Genomic DNA, 15695 nt, shown 5'->3' with positions numbered 1-15695 from the left:
CCCGATTGTCAGGTCAGTACGGGATCTTATTGACCGCCGCCGGGCCGGGCCACCGACGGCGGCGCCGTCGACGCTTTCAGGCGCCGGCGCCGCCGTCGACCGGAACGATCGCGCCGGTCACCACGGAGGCTCTGTCGCTGAGCAGCCACGCGGCCACCTCGGCGACCTCGCGGGGCTCGGCCATCCGGCCGAGCGGTGTCGCCGCGTTGTTGGCCTCGATGATGCCGGGAGTCACTGCCTCCCACTTCTCCATCATCTCCGTGGCGGTGCCGCCGGGGGTGATGCCGTTGACCCGGATGCCCTCACGGGCCCAGGTCACCGCGGCGGTCTCGGTGATGCTGTTGAGCGCGCGCTTCATCGCGCCGTACGCGGGAAGGACGGGGTTCGCGCGGCGGCTGCCGATGCTCGAGGTGTTGACGATCGCCCCGCCGCCGTTGCGCCGCATGAGTGCGGCCTCGGCGGTCATGGCGGTCCAGTGCCCGCGGAAGTTCACCGTGAACTGCTGGTCGATGTCCTCGTCGCTCGTGGTGTCGAGCGGGCCGGGCTGCTGGATGACCGCGCCGTTGTTGAACGCGCCGTCGAGCCGTCCGTGCAGCTTCTCGACACGGTCGACGGCGGCGCGGATGCTCTCGCGGTCGGCGAGGTCCATGGTGACGGCGTCGGCGACGCCTCCGCCGGCGCGGATCTCGGCGACGACGCGGTCGAGGGCGCCGGTGTCACGGGCGGCGAGGACGACGGCGGCGCCCTCCCGGGCGAAGAGCCGGGCCGCGGCCTCGCCGATGCCGCGGCTCGCGCCGGTGATGAACACGACCTTGCCGGTGAGCAGGCCGACGGGCGCGGTGTCGATGTCGTTTGTCATGCCGCCAGCGTGCGCGGTCCCGGGGGCCCGCATACAGGCACAGGCGGTACCACGATGAGCGTCCGCGCAGCGTGCACACTTGAGATATGGACAAGCACGAGCTTGGGACATTTCTCCGTAGCCGTCGCGAGCGGCTCCGGCCGGAGGACGTCGGTCTCCCTTCGGGCTCCCGACGCAGGACGCCAGGCCTCCGCCGCGAGGAGGTGGCGGTCCTCGCGCACATCTCCACCGAGTACTACGTGCGGCTCGAACAGGGCAGGGCGCCGCGGCCCTCGGGCGAGGTCCTCGCCGGGATCGCCGGCGCGCTGCGGCTCACGGACGCCGAGTCCGACCACCTCCACGTCCTCGCGGGCACCGCGCCGATCCACACCGGACTGCACCGGCGGGACGTGCGCCCGAGCATCCTCGCGCTCCTCGAGCGGCTTCCGCAGACGGCCGGTTTCGTGATCTCCGCGACGTTCGAGGTGCTCGCCTGGAACGATCTCGCGGCAGCCCTGATGGAAGACTTCGCCGCGCTCGCCCCCGAAGACCGCAACCTCGCACGTAAGGCGTTCCTCGGGCCGACGCGGCCTGACGAGACGATGTACGGCATCTCCGACGCCGCCGAGTTTCGGCACCATGTCGTCATGGAACTCCGGTCCACCCTCGCCCGCTATCCGTCGGACCCCGCGGTGACGGGTCTCGTCGAGGAACTGCGCGACGGCAGTTCCGAGTTCACCCGGCTCTGGGAGCGGCACGACGTGCAGGCGGCGCACACGCAGACGAAAACCTTCCGTCATCCGGCCGTCGGGGAGATCACCCTCGACTGCGACTCTCTCAAACTCACGGACCGCGACCAGCACCTCGTGCTCTACACCACGCCACGGGGATCGCGTGACGCGGACGCGCTGGCTCTGCTGAACATGCTCGCCACCGAGAGTAAGACCCTCAACACGGCGCCCTGACCTGCTCCACGTCGCGATGGGCGGCAGAGACCATCGGCCGATTCGGTGTGCTCGCACGGTGCTCGCCTGCCCCGCGGGCACCGGGGACTCCCCGGGGTGGCGGACCCGGACGGGCTCGTGACCGGGCTCGTACCAGGCCGGGATCCGCCTTCAGCCGACCCTGACGACGTACTTGCCCCGCACCCCGCCCGCCTCCAGCGCCCGGTGCGCCGCCGCCGTCTCCTCCAGCGGGAAGCACCTGTCCACCGCGGGGCGCAGTCTCCCCTCCGCCACCTCGCGGGCGAGGTCGTCGAAGAGTGCCCGCTTGGGGTTGCCGCTGAAGAAGCGCACCCGGCCGCGTCCGTGTACGGCGCTGGCGGCGATGTAGCCGAGTGAGGCGGCGAGCCGTGTCAGGTCGAAGGCGATGGTGACCATGCGTCCGCCGGGCGCCAGCAGGCGCCGGAAGGCCCGCAGGTCGGTGCCCGCGGTGTCGAGGACCACGTCGAACGGGCCCAGATCCTCCGGTGAGACGGTCCGGTGGTCGATGACGTGGTGGGCGCCGAGCGTACGGACGAAGTCGAGGTTGGCGGCGCGGGCCAGGGCCGTGACCTCGGCGCCGTATGCCCGTCCGAGCTGGACGGCGGCGTTGCCGACGCCGCCCGCGGCGCCGCGTACGAGCAGTCGTTCGCCGGGGCGCAGTCCGGCCTTGTCGCGCAGCGCCGTGATGGCCGTGGTCGCCACCGGCAGTGCGGCGGCTTCCACGAGATCCAGCCCGTCCGGGACGCGGCCGAGCCGCTCGGCCCGGACGGTCACATACTCGGCGGCGGTGCCGAATCCGGTGCGGCCCACGATGCCCCACACGCGGTCGCCGACCGCGACGTCCGTCGTCCCTGCGCCGAGCGCGGCGACCTCTCCGGTGAAGTCCACCCCGACGCGTTGCGGGAACCTCCGCCCGGTGAGGAGACGGAGGCTGCCGCTACGGGCCGCCGTTTCGCCGCCGTTGACGCTGAACGCGCGCACCCGTACGAGCACCTCGCCGGGCGCCGGTTCGGGGCGTGGCACCCGGCCCACGTACAGCACCTCGGGGCCGCCGAAGCGGTCGAAAAGCACTGCTCTCATCGTGCGGTCGTCCATCGTTCTCACCTTCGCCACCAGTGGCCGTGCGGAGTCTGGCCCCGAGCGTAGGCTCATAAGTGGACGACACCGTCCGTTTGGATCGGAAGTGAGAGACAGTGGTGGAGGATTCCTCTCGAATCGCCGGCCCGGGGCTGCGGGCCGACGCCCGGCGCAACCGGGGCCGCATCCTCGTCGCCGCCCGTGCGGTCTTCGCCGAGCACGGGATCGACGCGCCGATGGCGACCGTGGCCCGGCGGGCCGGGGTCGGCGTGGCGACGTTGTACCGGCGTTTTCCGACCCGCGACGCCCTGGTGCGGGCCGCGTTCGCGCAGCAGATGGAGACCTGCGCCCGGGTGCTCACCGAGGCGCTGGCCGACCCCGACCCCTGGCGGGGCTTCCAGCGGCTGTTCGAGACGGTCTGCGAGCTTCAGCGGAAGGAACAGGGCTTCCCGGCCGCGTTCGTCGCGGCCTTCCCGGGCAGTATGGCGGAACACACCCAGGCCCGGGAGCGGGCTGAGCAGGACCTCATGACCCTGGTCCGCAGAGCCCAGGCAGCGGGTGCGCTACGGGCCGATTTCCACCCTTCCGACCTCGCCGTGGCCCTGTTGTCCCACTGTGGTCTGGTCACCGCGCTGCCGCATGACAGTGCCGCGTCCCGGCGCCTGGTGGCGTACCTGCTCCAGTCGTTCCGCACCGAGGCGGCTCACGGGGCCCTGCCTCCGCCGAGTGCTCTGTCGCTGCGCAATCTCCCGCTCGAGGTCGACGGCTCCCAGAGACAGCGCCCCTCCAGGGCCTGACGCGGGAGCCGACGCCGCCCCGTCAGCGGTCGCGGCGGCCGTTCTCGCGGTCGGTCTCGTCCTTCCCGCCATGGTCGAGGCCCATGAACTGCCGCATGTACGCCTGATAGGCGTCGGCCCGGACTCTGGCCGACGGCGAGCGAACACCACGCGCGACGCCCTGAGGGATCCCGCCGGAGCCGGGCCGCTTGGACGTGTAGTCCCGCAGGCGTTCCCGATGCTCGTCCGCCCAGTCGTGCACGGCCCCGATGCGGGCGAAGTGGAACGCCGCGGCCAGCAGGGGAATGAGGAGGACCGTCGTCACTATGGAGCCGACGTCGTGCACGAGCACCCCGAGGATCAGGACGGCTCCGGCCACGCCGCCGGCTCTGATCAGACCCCTCCGGACGCTCGCGCGGTCGGTCCGGGCCTGCTCGCTCCACGCGCGCAGGCGCCGCAGCGGAGGCCGGTACGCCGCGCCGAGCCGTACGACTCGCGGGAGCAGGCCCGCGTACGCCGCCAGGGTCAGCGCGACGAGATACCAGGACAGCGTCGTGGCGATGTCCGGACGAGCCCAGCCCCATATGATCCAGGGCAGCGGGATCGTGGCCGCGCCCCAGGTCCCGAGCCACAGAGCCGCGCGGACGACCGCCTCCATCCGGGCGGTGGGCGACAGCCGCCGGCTCTCATAGTCGGCCCACTGCCGATCCCGCAGAGCCGAGGCGGAGTCCAGCGCGCTCATCACCCGCTGGTGCTGCCGGTCGGCTGCCGCCTGGTGACGCTGTTGTTCGGCCTGGGCCGCGGCGAAAGCGGTGAAGTCGGCGCGCACGAGCCATCCGACAGGGGTGTCCGAGTCGCCGCCCCGCGCGCGCAACCAGTCGTACCACTCGATCTCACCGGCGGGGGGCGGCGTCACGCGCTCGCAGCCGGCGCGCAACCACGCCCTGCTCTCCGAATAGGGCAGAAGAGCCGCCAACAGCAGTCCGCGCGCCCCGCTCTCGGCCCACTCCCGGGCTTCGGGCGGTAGCCCGGGAACCTTGGCGGCCAACCGCCGCCACGAATCCCAGACCTCGTCCCAGGCCCGTTGCGTTCCGCGCAGCGCGCTCAGCACCGTGAACGCGGAGAGGGCGTCCAGCAGGCCGCCTTCGCAGAGGTCGCGGTAGAGCTCCCGTTCGGGGCCGCTTTCTCGCAGGCGACCGATCCTGAGCGCCTCGGAAAGCGACTCCGCGGTCACCACCGTCCCTCGCCAGACGGCTTCTCCCTCCGGATCGAGCCAGCCCAGCAGGTGAAGCAGTTTCAGGTCAGCCGGGAGTCCGTCGTCCCGGAGCCGATGGTCGACGAGTTCGATCTGAGCGGTGAGGTCATCGGCGGTGAGACCGTCGAGCTCGTGCAGCCAGGACAGAAGGCCGCGCCAGCCGTCGGAGGGCGCACCGGGCGTGGCCGCTCCCTCGAAGAACTGACGCCTCGCCGCGGCCCAGTCGCCGCGGATGGCGGCGGCCAGTTCCTCTCGGGTCGTAACCGCCGCACCCGCGAGGACCAGCGGGCGGCCCTGCGGCGCCGGCTGGTGGATGTGGTTGATCTGGACGTTGCGATCGCCGAGTTGGAAAGGGGCCGGGCCGTGGAAGACGTTTCCCGATAATCCGTCTCTTCCTGATTCGGAGTCGCGGGTCATGCCCCCGGCCCGAAGTGGTTGTCCTGATGGTTGTGGTCCCCGACCTGGAATGCGGTCGGTCCATGGAAGACGTTCCCCGACACTCCCCCCACTGACGCCTGCCGGGCCTGGTCGGCGATGTCGTTCAGCTCGCGGGCGACCCGTTCGCGTCCGGCCTCGTCGAGACTTTCCAGCAGCATCTCGAATCGGGTCGTCCAGGACGCCTCCTGCCGTGCCCGTACCAAGGCCGCCTCCCCCGGCGCGAGCGAGGCGAGATCCGTCGCGGTCTGATCCAGCCGCGTCAGTTCCGCCTGCTCACGCTCGGGATCGTCGTGGCCGAGCACCCGCGCGACCCGCTGCCGCACAGTCACCCACACGTCCGTGCCCGCGGCCTGCACCACCGCGGTGCCGCCCGCCGCGGCCACCGCCGCCAGCCAGTCGACCAACACTTCCGGCCTCCTCACACGGTTTCCTGACACTTTATCCGTGGACTTGGTGAGGTCGCCGAATTTCGCGACAGGGAAATCGACCCGGAAAACGAGAGAGCCCGAAGGGAATTACGCCGGATAACGCCCCGGACGCGGCCGGCTCCGCAGGCAGGACCTATTGCACGCAGAGAGCGGACACCGTGACGTCGTAGATGTACCAGCTGCTGTCAGGAGTCGCGTACACGGTGGTCACGCCGGTCGTCTGGTAGCCGGTGCAGTCGGCGCCGGCCGCGAGGATGGCGGTGCGTGCCGCCGCCGCGCCGTTCTGCGTGGCCGCCGAGGATGTGCTGCCCTGACCGCGACCAGTCGCGCTGCGCGGCACGGTGTAGGGAGACGGGGACGCCGGCGCGCACAGGCCGGTCGCCGTCCCGCCGTACACGTAACCGCCCCCGCTGGGAACGGCGTACTGGAGGGTGGCCGACGAGGTCACGTTCGTGCAGACCTCTCCCAGCTGAGCGGCCAGTCTGGTGAGCTCGCCACGGGCGCCGGCCTGGGCCGCGGCCGACGCGGTGGTCTGGGTCTGACCCCATGCCGTGGCGGTCGCCGTCCGCCAGGTGTCGGCGTGGGCCGCGGCCGGGCCGAGGCCGATCCCCGCCGCGACGAGCGCTCCCACGATCATCGATCGGCCGGCGAGCCGTCCACGCCGGTTTCCGCCGTACGTTTCCTCGTGCTGCGCCATTCGCGCCTCCTGTTCGCCGCTTCACCCATAAGTAGATTCGCTGGTGCCCGGCGGCCATCCGTGACGGCGTGGGAAGCGCGGAGCGGCAGGTGGGCGAGCCCGGCCGATGAAAGTTTCCTCGGAGCGGCAGGCGTCAGATCTGAACCGTCAGGGTGGTGTCGATCACGCGGAACCCGAGCCTCTCGTACACGCGGCGGGCGGGGTTGCCCTCGGTGACCACCAAACCGAGACAGGGCAGACCGTCCGCCCCGGCGCGGGCCAGGGCCGCCGACAGCATGACCGTGCCGAGACCCCGCGGCGACCGCTCCGGGTGCCGGAACACATCAGCGACCCACGGCCCCCGGTCCGAGTCGGTGACGATGACGCCGCCCACCACCTCGCCGGGAGAGCCGCCCCGTACGGCGAGGACGCTGCACGCCAGCAGGGGACCGATCATCTCGCCGTTGAGCAGTGGAACGAGCTCTTCGTTCAGGGCCTTCTCGCCGTCCCGGGGACGGTGGTCGGGATGGCCGGGCGGGTAGGCCGCGAACCACGCCGGGAAGATGTCGGCGGGCGCCCGGTCGCAGGAAACCACCCGGAAGCCGTCCGGAGCGGCGGCCTCGACGGGCCGGGCGATCGGCAGATCACACTGCATCACGGTCATGTGCCGCAGCAGCCGGCCGCCTCGCTCCAGCAGCGTGCGGCCGAGCTCGATCGGCGCCGAGACGGCCCAGCCCCGAAGCCGCGACGTGATCGCCTCGGCGGCGTCCGGGCCGATGTCCTCGATCGCGTAAGCCCAGGGGAGGCCGTCACGCTCGCCTTTCAGGTAGCTCATCACCGCGACGCCGTGAGCATCGGTCAATTTTCGCCGGTTTTCGTTCACAGCCGCAGCGTCGCGCGGTTCCGGCCCGGCGGACAACCCCTTATCGGTTCGCGAGCAGGTAGCGGAGCGCGGTCGGCTCGCGGCCGAGCAGCTCCCCGAGCGCCGGGCCGACCTCGGCGAACTCTCCTCGGCGGCTGGCCTCGAACATGCCCAGCAGGAACCGGGCCTGCTGCTCGGGAACGCCGCGCGCCACCATGCCCGCGACCCACTCCTCGTCCGGGACGGTGACGCGGGTGATCTCGCGTCCCGTCAGATCGGAGGCGATCGCGGCGACGTCGGTGAGGTCGAGCGCCTCGGGGCCGGTCAGCGGCGGCGTGATCCCGTCGAGCCGGCCCTCCTCGGTCAGCGCGACGGCGGCCGCCTCGGCGAGGTCGGCGTGGGCGGTCCAGGAGACCGGGCCGTCCTCCGGCGCGACGAGCGTGCCGGTCCGGAGCGCCTGCTGCACGAGCTGGATCGCGGTGGTCGCGTAGAAGCCGTTGCGCAGCGCGGTGAACGCGACCCCGGACGCACGCAGGTCCTGCTCGGTCTCGGCGTGCGACGGCATCGGAAGGAAGGGCGAGGCCGGGTTCGCGCCCATGTGGCTGGTGTAGCCGATCCGCTCGGCGCCCGCCGCCCTGGCCGCCTCTATCGCCGTACGGTGCGGACGGGCGTCGGCCGGACCGGAGACGATCAGCACCCGCGACGCGCCCTCGAACGCGTTCGCCAGGCTCGCGGGGTCGTCGAAGTCGCCGCGCCGGACGCGTACGCCGCGCTGGGTGAGGTCCTCGGCTTTTGAAGTGTCGCGGACGCTGACGCCGATCCGGTCGGCGGGGATGCGTGCGAGCAGGTGCTCGACGACGCCGCGGCCGAGCTGACCGGTCGCTCCGGAGACGATGATCATGGCGATCTCCCGTGTTGTCGGTGTGCTATCGGTGATATCGAGAGCACGCTAACACTGGAAAATCACTGATATCAAATTGCTGCTATCGTTGGAATCGTGAGCGAACCCGAGAGCGAGACGGCGAGCGAGACGGCGAGCGAGATGGAGAGTGGCCGCGACAGGACGCGGGCGCACATCGTGTCGGTGGCGGCGCGGCTGCTCGCGAGCGGCGGGCGCGACGCCCTCTCGACCAGGGCGGTGGCCGCCGCCGCGGGAACCCAGGCGCCGACGATCTATAGGTTGTTCGGCGACAAGGAGGGCCTGCTCGAGGCGGTCGCCGAGCATGGCTTCCGCTCATACCTCCGGGACAAGAAGGCCGGCCCGCCCGCCGCCGACCCGGTCGAAGGGTTGCGGGCCGGATGGGACCTGCACGTCGGCTTCGGGCTGGCGAACCCCGCCCTGTTCTCGCTGATGTACGGCGATCCCACGCCGGGACGGAGGTCGCCCGCCGCCGTCGCCGCCTTCCGCATGCTGGGGGAGCGCATCCGCGCGATCGCCGCCGCAGGCAGGCTGAAGGTCGGCGAGCGCCTCGCGGCCGACGTCGTGCACGCCGCGGGTTGCGGCACGGTCTTCGCCCTGCTCGCCATGCCCGCGGAGGAGCGTGACCCGCGACTGTCCGAGGTGGCACGCGACGCGGCGATCGCCGCCATCACCACCGACGCTCCCGCGGTCGAGACCCCCGGACCCGCCGCGGCCGCGATGGCGCTGCGCGCCGCGCTGCCCGATGCCACGGCCCTGACCGACGGCGAACGTCACGTGCTCGGCGAATGGCTCGACCGTCTCGCCGCGAACCGGCGCGTTCCTCAGCGTGAACGGTGAGGCGGCGTGGCTTCGCCGCGATCCCGGCCGTCCTGACCGCCTGCCCTGCGTGCGGTCACCCAGGCGGCGATCTGGGCGCGGGAGTTGAAGCCGAGCTTGGTCAGGATGTGCTCGACGTGGCCCTCCGTGGTTCTGAGGGCGATGACGAGTGCCGAGGAGATGTCCCGGTTGCTCATTCCCTGGGCTATCAGCTCGGCGATCTCGCTCTCGCGCCTGGTCAGCGGTGACGTCTCCGGTACGGCGGCCTCCTGCGGTTCCTCGCCACGGTCCTCGATTCCGCGCGCGTCCGCCGGCTCGCCGAGCGCCTCGGCGATGGCGTCGTCGAGCGTCAACCGCGCGCCCTGGCGCAGCGCGCGGTCGAGGGCCCGCTCGCCCATCGGCGCCCGGAGCGCGTGCACACACCGCTCGTGGAACTCGCCGTGCTGCGTCATCCACAAGGGGCTGATTCCGGCCGTCCGGCACACCCCCACCGCGGCGCCCAACATGCGGGCGGCGGCGGTGTGCCGGCCCTCGCTCTGCGTGATCCAGCCGAGCGCCTCCATCGAGGTCCCGATGGCGAGACGGTCGTCGAAGCCGCGGCCGATCCGCAGGCTCTCCCGGGCCAAAGACTTCGCCCGGGCGGTGTCCCCCCGCTGCCAGGCCTGGATGGCGTACACGGTCAGCACCCAGGACCGGATCCAGCGCTCACCATGGCGCTCGGCGATCGCGAGACTGCGCTCGAGTAACAGCGCCGCCCGTTCCGAGTCGCCCAGGTAGCCGACCGCGGCCCCGAGCGCGAAGAGGCCGACGACGAGAGCGATGCCCTCCCCGGCGGCGGCGAGCCCCGCGACGGCCTCCTCCAGGAGGACGGCCGCCCGCGCGTGGTCGCCGCTCTGGTGCCTCGCTATGCCGGCGATCAGCGACGCCCAGGCCAGGATCCTGGTGTCGCCCAGCTTCTCGGCCAGCGCCCGGCCCTCGCCGATGCGAAGCTCCCCCGTCGTCGGGTCGGCCTGCATGAACGCCAAGTGCGCGGCGGTGCACAGGGCCTCGGCCCGTACGGCGGTCAGCGCCGGAGCCGCCTTCAGCAACCGGTCGAGCCAGTAACGGCCCTCGCTGTAGAACGCGTTGGGCATCCAGAGGGGATCGAACAGGAGCGCGGCCATGCGCAGCCCGGTCTCCGCCTCGCCGGGCTCGTCGAGGCAGAATTCCATGGCCGCGCGCAGATGTGCCAGCTCCAGCCGCAACCGGGTGTACCACGTCAACTGGGCGGGGCCGAACCATTCGGCCACCGCCCGCTCGACCAGGCGGAGGTAGTGGTCGCGATGGCGCCGGGCCAGCGCCCGCCGCTCGCCGGGCCCCTCCAGCCGATGCCTGCCGAACTCCCGCAGCGTCTCCAGCATGCGGTAGCGGACCTGGCCCTCGTGCTCCTCACGCAGCAGTAGCGACTTGTCCAGCAGCGCGTCGATCAGATCGAGCACGTCGTGCTGTTCGATGCCGCCGCCGGTGCAGACCGCCTCCACGGCTGCGAGATCGAAGTGGCCGGGGAAGATCGAAACACGGCTGCACAGCGTGCGCTCGGGCGGGGAGAGCAGTTGAAAGCTCCAGTCCACCAGTGCGTGCAGGGTCCGCTGGCGCGGGGCGAGGGTCGGGCTCCCGCTCGCCAGCAGGCCATACCTGTTGTCGAGTCGTTCGAGCAGCGCGTCGACCGACAGCGCCCTCAGCCGTACGGCGGCCAGTTCGATCGCCAGCGGGATCCCGTCCAGCCGGCGGCACAGCTCGACCACGGCGTCCTTGTTGTCCGCTGTCAGGTGGAACCCGGGCACGACGGCCGCCGCCCGCTCCAGGAACAGGAGGACTCCGTCGTACAGCTCCAGCGCTTCGCCCGGGAGCCGCCGGTCCGGCTCGGGAAGCGGGAGCGGCGCCACCTTCATCTGGTGCTCGCCCATGATGCCGAGCGACTGGCGGCTGGTGGCGATGATCCGTAAATCGGGTACGGCCCGCAGGAGCCGGTCGGCGAGCGTCGCGCAGGCGTCTCGCAGGTGCTCGCAGTTGTCGAGCACGAGCAGCGTCCGCTGTGCCGACAGCGCCTGGATCAGCGAGGTGACGGAGGATTTCTCCGACTGGTCCCGCACGCCCATGGTCGCCGCCACCGTCTCGGTGACCAGCTCCGGGTCGTCGAGGGCGGCCAGGTCGATCAGCCAGACCGCGTCGAACGCCCGGTGCTGCTCGGCGGCGGCCCGCAGAGCGAGGCGGGTCTTGCCGACGCCCCCCGCTCCCGTCAGGGTCACCAGGCGCGAGACGTTCTGCAACCGGCGAATCTCGGTGAGGTCCCGCCTGCGGCCCACGAAACTCGTCAGCTCGGCCGGAAGGTTGCCGACCCGACGCGTGAGCGGCGCGCTGGTGGCCACCACTTCACGCTAAATGGGGACGAACTACCAGGTCAAACGCTCCCTGCGCGCCTCGACGGGAGCGCTCGGCAGGGCGGCGTCAGCGTGCCGCGCCGGCCTCGGCGCGATCGAGCAGGATCTCCCGGCGCAGCCGGGCCAGGTCGGGTCCGCTTCCGGTGGCCGTACGGCTGTAGCGGTCGGTGCCGTGCAGACCGCGCCAACTGGGGAGCCGCTCCTGGATGAGGTGCAGGAGACCGAAGTCGGGCCCGGGGGCGGTGTCGCCCGCGGCGGCCCGCAGCAGCGCGGGAGCCGAGGCGAGCATGGCGTCGAGCTGGGCATGGCCGTCCTCGACCTGCCGGGTCACCTCGTCGATCGCCTCCTGCCTGGTGCGGCCGGTCTCGTGGCGGAGCACCCTGACCAGGTTGTAGGGGGCGCCGATGGCCTCGTCCTGTTCCAGGGTCCGCAGGTCGTTCTCCGCGAGCGCGGTGGCCAGCCCGAGGTCGAGCGCCCGCCGGAAGAGCGGATGGTCACGCACGCCCGGGTCGATCCGCCCGCCGTACGTCACCTCGAAGAGGTCCAGGGCGAGGTCGGGCCCGGCGCTGCGCAGGCGCAGCGGGAGCTGGTCGCGCAGGCTGGGGACGAACCCGCTGAGCCGATGGCACGCCTCGCGTTCGCACGCCGCCAGCCAGTCCGCGAGGTGGTCCAGGGCGCGTGCCCGCCACGAGGGCGGCTGCATCGGGCGGATCCCCGCCCACGCCCGGGCCAGAGCGGTGGCGACCGCCCCACCGGCCCGTGGGGTGTGGCCGAGCCCGCGGATGAGCAGGGTTAGCCGCTGCCGCAGCCGGACGACCTCTCCGGGATCGGTGAGCTCCGGGTCCTCCAGGAGGTCGTCGAGCACGTAGCACACCAGCATCCACCGGGCCAGCGTCTCGACCTGCTCGGCGTCGGCGCCCGGCCACATTCGCGCTGCGGCCCCGGCCATGCCGCCCCATCGCGGATGACGGGCCTCCTCCGGCGTGGCGGCGAGCCCGGTCTCCACCAACCAGGCGTCCAGCCGCTCCTGCACCCGCTGCCGCATCAGCCCGGGGACACCGGCCGGTGCCGGTGCCGGTGAGGGTGACTGTGCGGGCACGGTGACGAGGGCCGGGCCAGCCGGTCCGCCCGTGCTCATGACCGAGCGCGCGTAGCCGGCCAGCGCCTCACGCGACCGCGGATCGCCGAGGCCGTCGAGTCGCCGGACCGCCGCCTCCATGTGGGCGTCGGCGACCCGGCGCGCCTCGTCCACGGCTCCGCTGGACAGGACCAGTCGCCGGGCGGTCTCGGCGTCGGCCGCCGTCAGACCGCGGCGCAGCAGCCGGGCGAGCTCGGGCTCGCGGGCCAGCGCCCTGATCACGGGGAGGGTGTAGACGCCCTCCACGATGTCGGAGTTGGCCGGTTTCCCCAGGTGCCCGGACGTCGCGGTCAGGTCGAGGATGTCGTCGCGCATCTGGTAGGCCATGCCGAGATGCCAGCCGAACCGCGCCAGCGCATGCTCCTCCTCCGGTCCCCGCCCGGCCTGCATGGCGCCCAGCCGGCAGGCCAGGGACAGCAGCTCCGCCGTCTTGGCGCCGGTCACCTCCATGTAGGACTCTTCGGTGCGGGAGAGCAGGAAGCGGTCGGCGGTCTCGGCGATGACACCCGTGCAGGCGCGTTCGCCGGCCTCGGCGGCCACGAGCGCCTCGCGTTCGCCCAGCTCGGCGAGCATCCGGCTGCTGTTGACGACCAGGAGGTCGCCGGCCAGGACCGCCATGCGCGCGCCCCACACGCTGTTGACGCTCGGCCCGCCCCTGCGCTGCCGCGCGTCGTCGATGACGTCGTCGTGATAGAGCGACGCCATGTGCAGCAGCTCGACGGCCGCCGCCGCGCGTACGGCACGGACGCCGGCGGCCCGCTCCGCACCGGCGAGCAGATAATACGAAAGCAGGGTCAAAGTGGGCCGGATCAGGCGGCCGTGGCCGCCCGGCTGCCTGCTGAGCGTGGCGAGATCGGGCCGGCCCCGTACGCCTGCGAGGCCGAGGATCTCGCGCACCCGTCCCAGGTCGGTCTCCAAGGCGGGGAAGAACTGCGATGTCATGGGGACTCCAGACGAGGACTCATGGACGCGCCGTGGCCGGCCGGTGTACGCGTGTGCGGTGCGCGAACGCGCGGATGCCGAGGGCCGCCGTGACCAGCGCCCAGCACACGGCCGGGCCCGCGGCGTTCCATGGTGTCGTGTGCAGAGCAACGGACGAGACGGCCCACTGCATCGGTCCGTAATCGGGCAGGTAGCGCACCACGACGCTGGCCGCGGCCGGAGTGGCGAGCGGGCTCTGCAGGGCCAGGTCCACCGAGCAGATCACGGTGACGAGGACCAGACCGGCCAGGTCGCTGGTCAGCACCGCGGCGAGCGCGACGCCGATCCCGCCGTAGATGAGCGCCCCACCGAAGAGCGCGGCGGCGAGCAGCAGGGGTTGCGCGGTCGGGTGGGTCAGGCAGATCAGGCCGGTCGCGTAGAGCGCGACGCAGAGCGCGACCGCCACCAGCGCGGTCAGCTTCGCCGCGATCAGGCACAGCCGCGGGAAGCCGGACCGCACCAGGCGGCGATCGAAGGACGCCGCGTTCATCGTGGTCACGAACATCATGAACCCGGTGATCAGCGCCGAGATCTGCAGCGCTCCGGCCAGCTGGTTGAGGACGTTGGCCGGCAGGGTGACGACCCGGCCGGCGGCGCGAAGATGGAAGGGGAGGGCGACCTCCAGGGACAGGGCGTAGATAACGATCGCCCACACCGGGATGAAGCCCACGACGATCACGAGAGCCAGCCGGTTGCGCAGATGCTCCACGAGCGTCATCCGCACGGCGGTGGCGTAGCAGCTCCAACGGCGTCTCATAACGCGCCGGTCCGGTCCGCGATCCGCAGCACGCCGCCCTCCAGCCGATGGAGCGTGTCGAGGCGGGCCACGTCGTACGCGAGGTGGGAGACCACCAGCACCGAGCGGCCACGTGCGCGCAGTTCCTCGGCCAGGTCCCAGAACCGGACGTACGTCTCCCAGTCGAAGCCCTGATAGGGCTCGTCGAGCAGGAGCACGTCCGGGTCGTGCATCAGGGCCAGGACGAGGTTCAGCTTCTGCCGAGTGCCGCCGCTCAGGGTGGCGGGACGGGCCCGGCGGGAGCCGGAGAACCGCAGGGCGTCGAGGAGCTCCTCGGCCCTGTGCGGGCTCTCCAGGCCGTACGCGACCTGGAAGAACCGCAGATGCTGCTCGACCGTGAACGCGTCGTGCAGCACCGTTTCCTGCGGGCAGTGACCGACGCGCCCGGTGGAGCGCACCGATCCGCCGTCCGGCCGCAGGTCGCCGGCGAGGACGCGCAGCAGCGTGGTCTTGCCCGCGCCGTTCTCCCCGACGACCCCCACCACCCGGCCGGGCGGCAGATCGAGATCCACTCCACACAGGACCGGGCCGCCCCGGTAGCCCTTCCGCACGTCCCGCACCCGCAGCACGGGCCCATCCGACGGCATCGAACCGCGCTACTTCGGTGTGTCGACGGCGATGAAGGCGACGGTGCCGCTGCCCTGGACGCTGCTCACGCCCTTGCTGGAGCACTGGCTGACGTCCGAGGTCGGCGCGGCCTTCCCGGCGATCCGCTTGCCCTTCATCCTGCCTTCGGTGACCTCGCCGACCAGCATCATGTCGCCCGGGTTGTACGCGTTGATCGCTTCGAGGTTGGGGCGGATCGTGGAGGTGCCCAGCGTCTGGCCCTGGGCGTCCTTCCAGGTGATGGTGCCCGTGCCGGTGACGTTCTGGACGCCGGTGCAGGACGCCTGCGCGCTGCCCTGGAGGGTGGCGGTTCCGGAGCGGATGTTGGGGAAGCTCCCGTCGGGAGAGGCGCAGCCCGTGAGCGTCAGCGCTCCCTTGGCGGTCACCGTGCGGGCGTCCTTGCCGACCGCCGGGTCGGCGGTGATCGGCTGACCGTTGGTGCCGACCGCGCACGTCAGCACGGTGTGGCCGCCCGCCTGCTTCGGCGAGGGGTCGGCGACCGGCCTGGTGCTCGCGCCGCGGCCGCCCGACGCGCCCTCGGCGACCGACGGGACGATCGTCAGGGCCAGGCCCAGCACCCCCGCCGTGGCGGCGCCGAGACCGGCGGCCAGGTACGCGCGAGATCGAGAAACGTTCATGGACATCCCCCCGAGTGATTGCTCTCGGCAAACTAACTATCACAG

15 protein-coding genes are annotated in these 15695 nt (G+C 72.1%); 3 read left to right on the top strand and 12 right to left on the bottom strand.

The annotated features are described in order from the left end of the window. Positions 1–76: 76 nt before the first annotated feature. Complete coding sequence (locus AB0O28_RS30285; protein ID WP_363645961.1) at positions 77–859, bottom strand: SDR family oxidoreductase; 783 nt, start codon at positions 857–859, stop codon at positions 77–79. Between the two features lie 86 nt (positions 860–945). On the opposite strand from AB0O28_RS30285, the gene AB0O28_RS30280 reads away from it, so the two are divergent. Then, positions 946–1803, top strand: a complete 858-nt coding sequence (locus AB0O28_RS30280) for a helix-turn-helix transcriptional regulator (protein ID WP_363645960.1) — start codon at positions 946–948, stop codon at positions 1801–1803. 150 nt (positions 1804–1953) lie between these two features. Here AB0O28_RS30280 and AB0O28_RS30275 read toward each other — a convergent pair whose 3' ends face one another. Next, the gene (locus AB0O28_RS30275) at positions 1954–2916 is read right to left on the bottom strand and encodes an NAD(P)-dependent alcohol dehydrogenase (RefSeq protein WP_363645959.1); all 963 of its coding nucleotides are present in this window, start codon (positions 2914–2916) and stop codon (positions 1954–1956) included. Positions 2917–3014: 98 nt separating this feature from the next. Here AB0O28_RS30275 and AB0O28_RS30270 point away from each other — a divergent pair, with 98 nt between their 5' ends. Continuing rightward, a complete protein-coding gene (locus AB0O28_RS30270) occupies positions 3015–3695 on the top strand; it encodes a helix-turn-helix domain-containing protein (protein ID WP_363645958.1) in 681 nt (226 codons plus the stop codon). A gap of 22 nt (positions 3696–3717) precedes the next feature. Here AB0O28_RS30270 and AB0O28_RS30265 read toward each other — a convergent pair whose 3' ends face one another. The 5 genes from AB0O28_RS30265 to AB0O28_RS30245 all read right to left on the bottom strand — a co-directional run bounded on the left by AB0O28_RS30265 (position 3718) and on the right by AB0O28_RS30245 (position 8234). Next, entirely contained in the window at positions 3718–5346 is a 1629-nt protein-coding gene (locus tag AB0O28_RS30265) for a hypothetical protein (RefSeq protein ID WP_363645957.1), read from the bottom strand. Next, entirely contained in the window at positions 5343–5774 is a 432-nt protein-coding gene (locus AB0O28_RS30260; protein ID WP_363645956.1) for a hypothetical protein, read from the bottom strand. The genes AB0O28_RS30265 and AB0O28_RS30260 overlap by 4 nt, the downstream gene beginning before the upstream one ends. Before the next feature lie 154 nt (positions 5775–5928). Beyond that, positions 5929–6492: a hypothetical protein gene (locus AB0O28_RS30255; protein ID WP_363645955.1), complete on the bottom strand. Its 564-nt coding sequence runs from the start codon at positions 6490–6492 to the stop codon at positions 5929–5931. 133 nt (positions 6493–6625) lie between these two features. Further along, on the bottom strand, positions 6626–7306 hold the full coding sequence (locus tag AB0O28_RS30250; protein ID WP_363645954.1) for a GNAT family protein: 681 nt from the start codon (positions 7304–7306) through the stop codon (positions 6626–6628). 88 nt (positions 7307–7394) lie between these two features. Further along, the gene (locus AB0O28_RS30245; RefSeq protein ID WP_363645953.1) at positions 7395–8234 is read right to left on the bottom strand and encodes an NAD(P)H-binding protein; all 840 of its coding nucleotides are present in this window, start codon (positions 8232–8234) and stop codon (positions 7395–7397) included. A 96-nt stretch (positions 8235–8330) separates the two neighbouring features. On the opposite strand from AB0O28_RS30245, the gene AB0O28_RS30240 reads away from it, so the two are divergent. Beyond that, entirely contained in the window at positions 8331–9092 is a 762-nt protein-coding gene (locus tag AB0O28_RS30240) for a TetR/AcrR family transcriptional regulator (RefSeq protein ID WP_363645952.1), read from the top strand. Here the strand turns inward: AB0O28_RS30240 and AB0O28_RS30235 are convergent. From AB0O28_RS30235 to AB0O28_RS30215, 5 genes are all read right to left on the bottom strand, one after another. Then, the gene (locus AB0O28_RS30235) at positions 9077–11479 is read right to left on the bottom strand and encodes a LuxR C-terminal-related transcriptional regulator (protein ID WP_363645951.1); all 2403 of its coding nucleotides are present in this window, start codon (positions 11477–11479) and stop codon (positions 9077–9079) included. The genes AB0O28_RS30240 and AB0O28_RS30235 overlap by 16 nt on opposite strands. 79 nt (positions 11480–11558) lie before the next feature. Beyond that, the gene (locus AB0O28_RS30230) at positions 11559–13571 is read right to left on the bottom strand and encodes a polyprenyl synthetase family protein (protein ID WP_363645950.1); all 2013 of its coding nucleotides are present in this window, start codon (positions 13569–13571) and stop codon (positions 11559–11561) included. A 19-nt stretch (positions 13572–13590) separates the two neighbouring features. Then, the gene (locus AB0O28_RS30225; RefSeq protein WP_363645949.1) at positions 13591–14367 is read right to left on the bottom strand and encodes an ABC transporter permease; all 777 of its coding nucleotides are present in this window, start codon (positions 14365–14367) and stop codon (positions 13591–13593) included. Beyond that, positions 14364–14993 (bottom strand): ABC transporter ATP-binding protein, encoded by a 630-nt coding sequence (locus tag AB0O28_RS30220; RefSeq protein ID WP_363645948.1) that lies wholly within the window; start codon positions 14991–14993, stop codon positions 14364–14366. Before AB0O28_RS30220 ends, AB0O28_RS30225 begins: the two co-directional genes overlap by 4 nt. Before the next feature lie 9 nt (positions 14994–15002). Beyond that, entirely contained in the window at positions 15003–15650 is a 648-nt protein-coding gene (locus AB0O28_RS30215) for a hypothetical protein (protein WP_363645947.1), read from the bottom strand. Between the last annotated feature and the right edge of the window lie 45 nt (positions 15651–15695).

The organism is Microbispora sp. NPDC088329 (assembly GCF_040685655.1).
GTDB lineage: Bacteria > Actinomycetota > Actinomycetes > Streptosporangiales > Streptosporangiaceae > Microbispora.
The sequence above is the reverse complement of the archived record's forward strand: the minus strand, read 5'-3'. Positions and strand labels throughout refer to the sequence as shown.

Coding starts and splice junctions, on each gene's coding strand:
- AB0O28_RS30265 (WP_363645957.1), bottom strand. CDS start 5,346: ATGACCCGCGACTCCGAATCAGGAAGAGACGGATTATCGGGAAACGTC.
- AB0O28_RS30245 (WP_363645953.1), bottom strand. CDS start 8,234: ATGATCATCGTCTCCGGAGCGACCGGTCAGCTCGGCCGCGGCGTCGTC.
- AB0O28_RS30220 (WP_363645948.1), bottom strand. CDS start 14,993: ATGCCGTCGGATGGGCCCGTGCTGCGGGTGCGGGACGTGCGGAAGGGC.
- AB0O28_RS30285 (WP_363645961.1), bottom strand. CDS start 859: ATGACAAACGACATCGACACCGCGCCCGTCGGCCTGCTCACCGGCAAG.
- AB0O28_RS30215 (WP_363645947.1), bottom strand. CDS start 15,650: ATGAACGTTTCTCGATCTCGCGCGTACCTGGCCGCCGGTCTCGGCGCC.
- AB0O28_RS30225 (WP_363645949.1), bottom strand. CDS start 14,367: ATGAGACGCCGTTGGAGCTGCTACGCCACCGCCGTGCGGATGACGCTC.
- AB0O28_RS30275 (WP_363645959.1), bottom strand. CDS start 2,916: ATGGACGACCGCACGATGAGAGCAGTGCTTTTCGACCGCTTCGGCGGC.
- AB0O28_RS30250 (WP_363645954.1), bottom strand. CDS start 7,306: ATGAGCTACCTGAAAGGCGAGCGTGACGGCCTCCCCTGGGCTTACGCG.
- AB0O28_RS30255 (WP_363645955.1), bottom strand. CDS start 6,492: ATGGCGCAGCACGAGGAAACGTACGGCGGAAACCGGCGTGGACGGCTC.
- AB0O28_RS30280 (WP_363645960.1), top strand. CDS start 946: ATGGACAAGCACGAGCTTGGGACATTTCTCCGTAGCCGTCGCGAGCGG.
- AB0O28_RS30230 (WP_363645950.1), bottom strand. CDS start 13,571: ATGACATCGCAGTTCTTCCCCGCCTTGGAGACCGACCTGGGACGGGTG.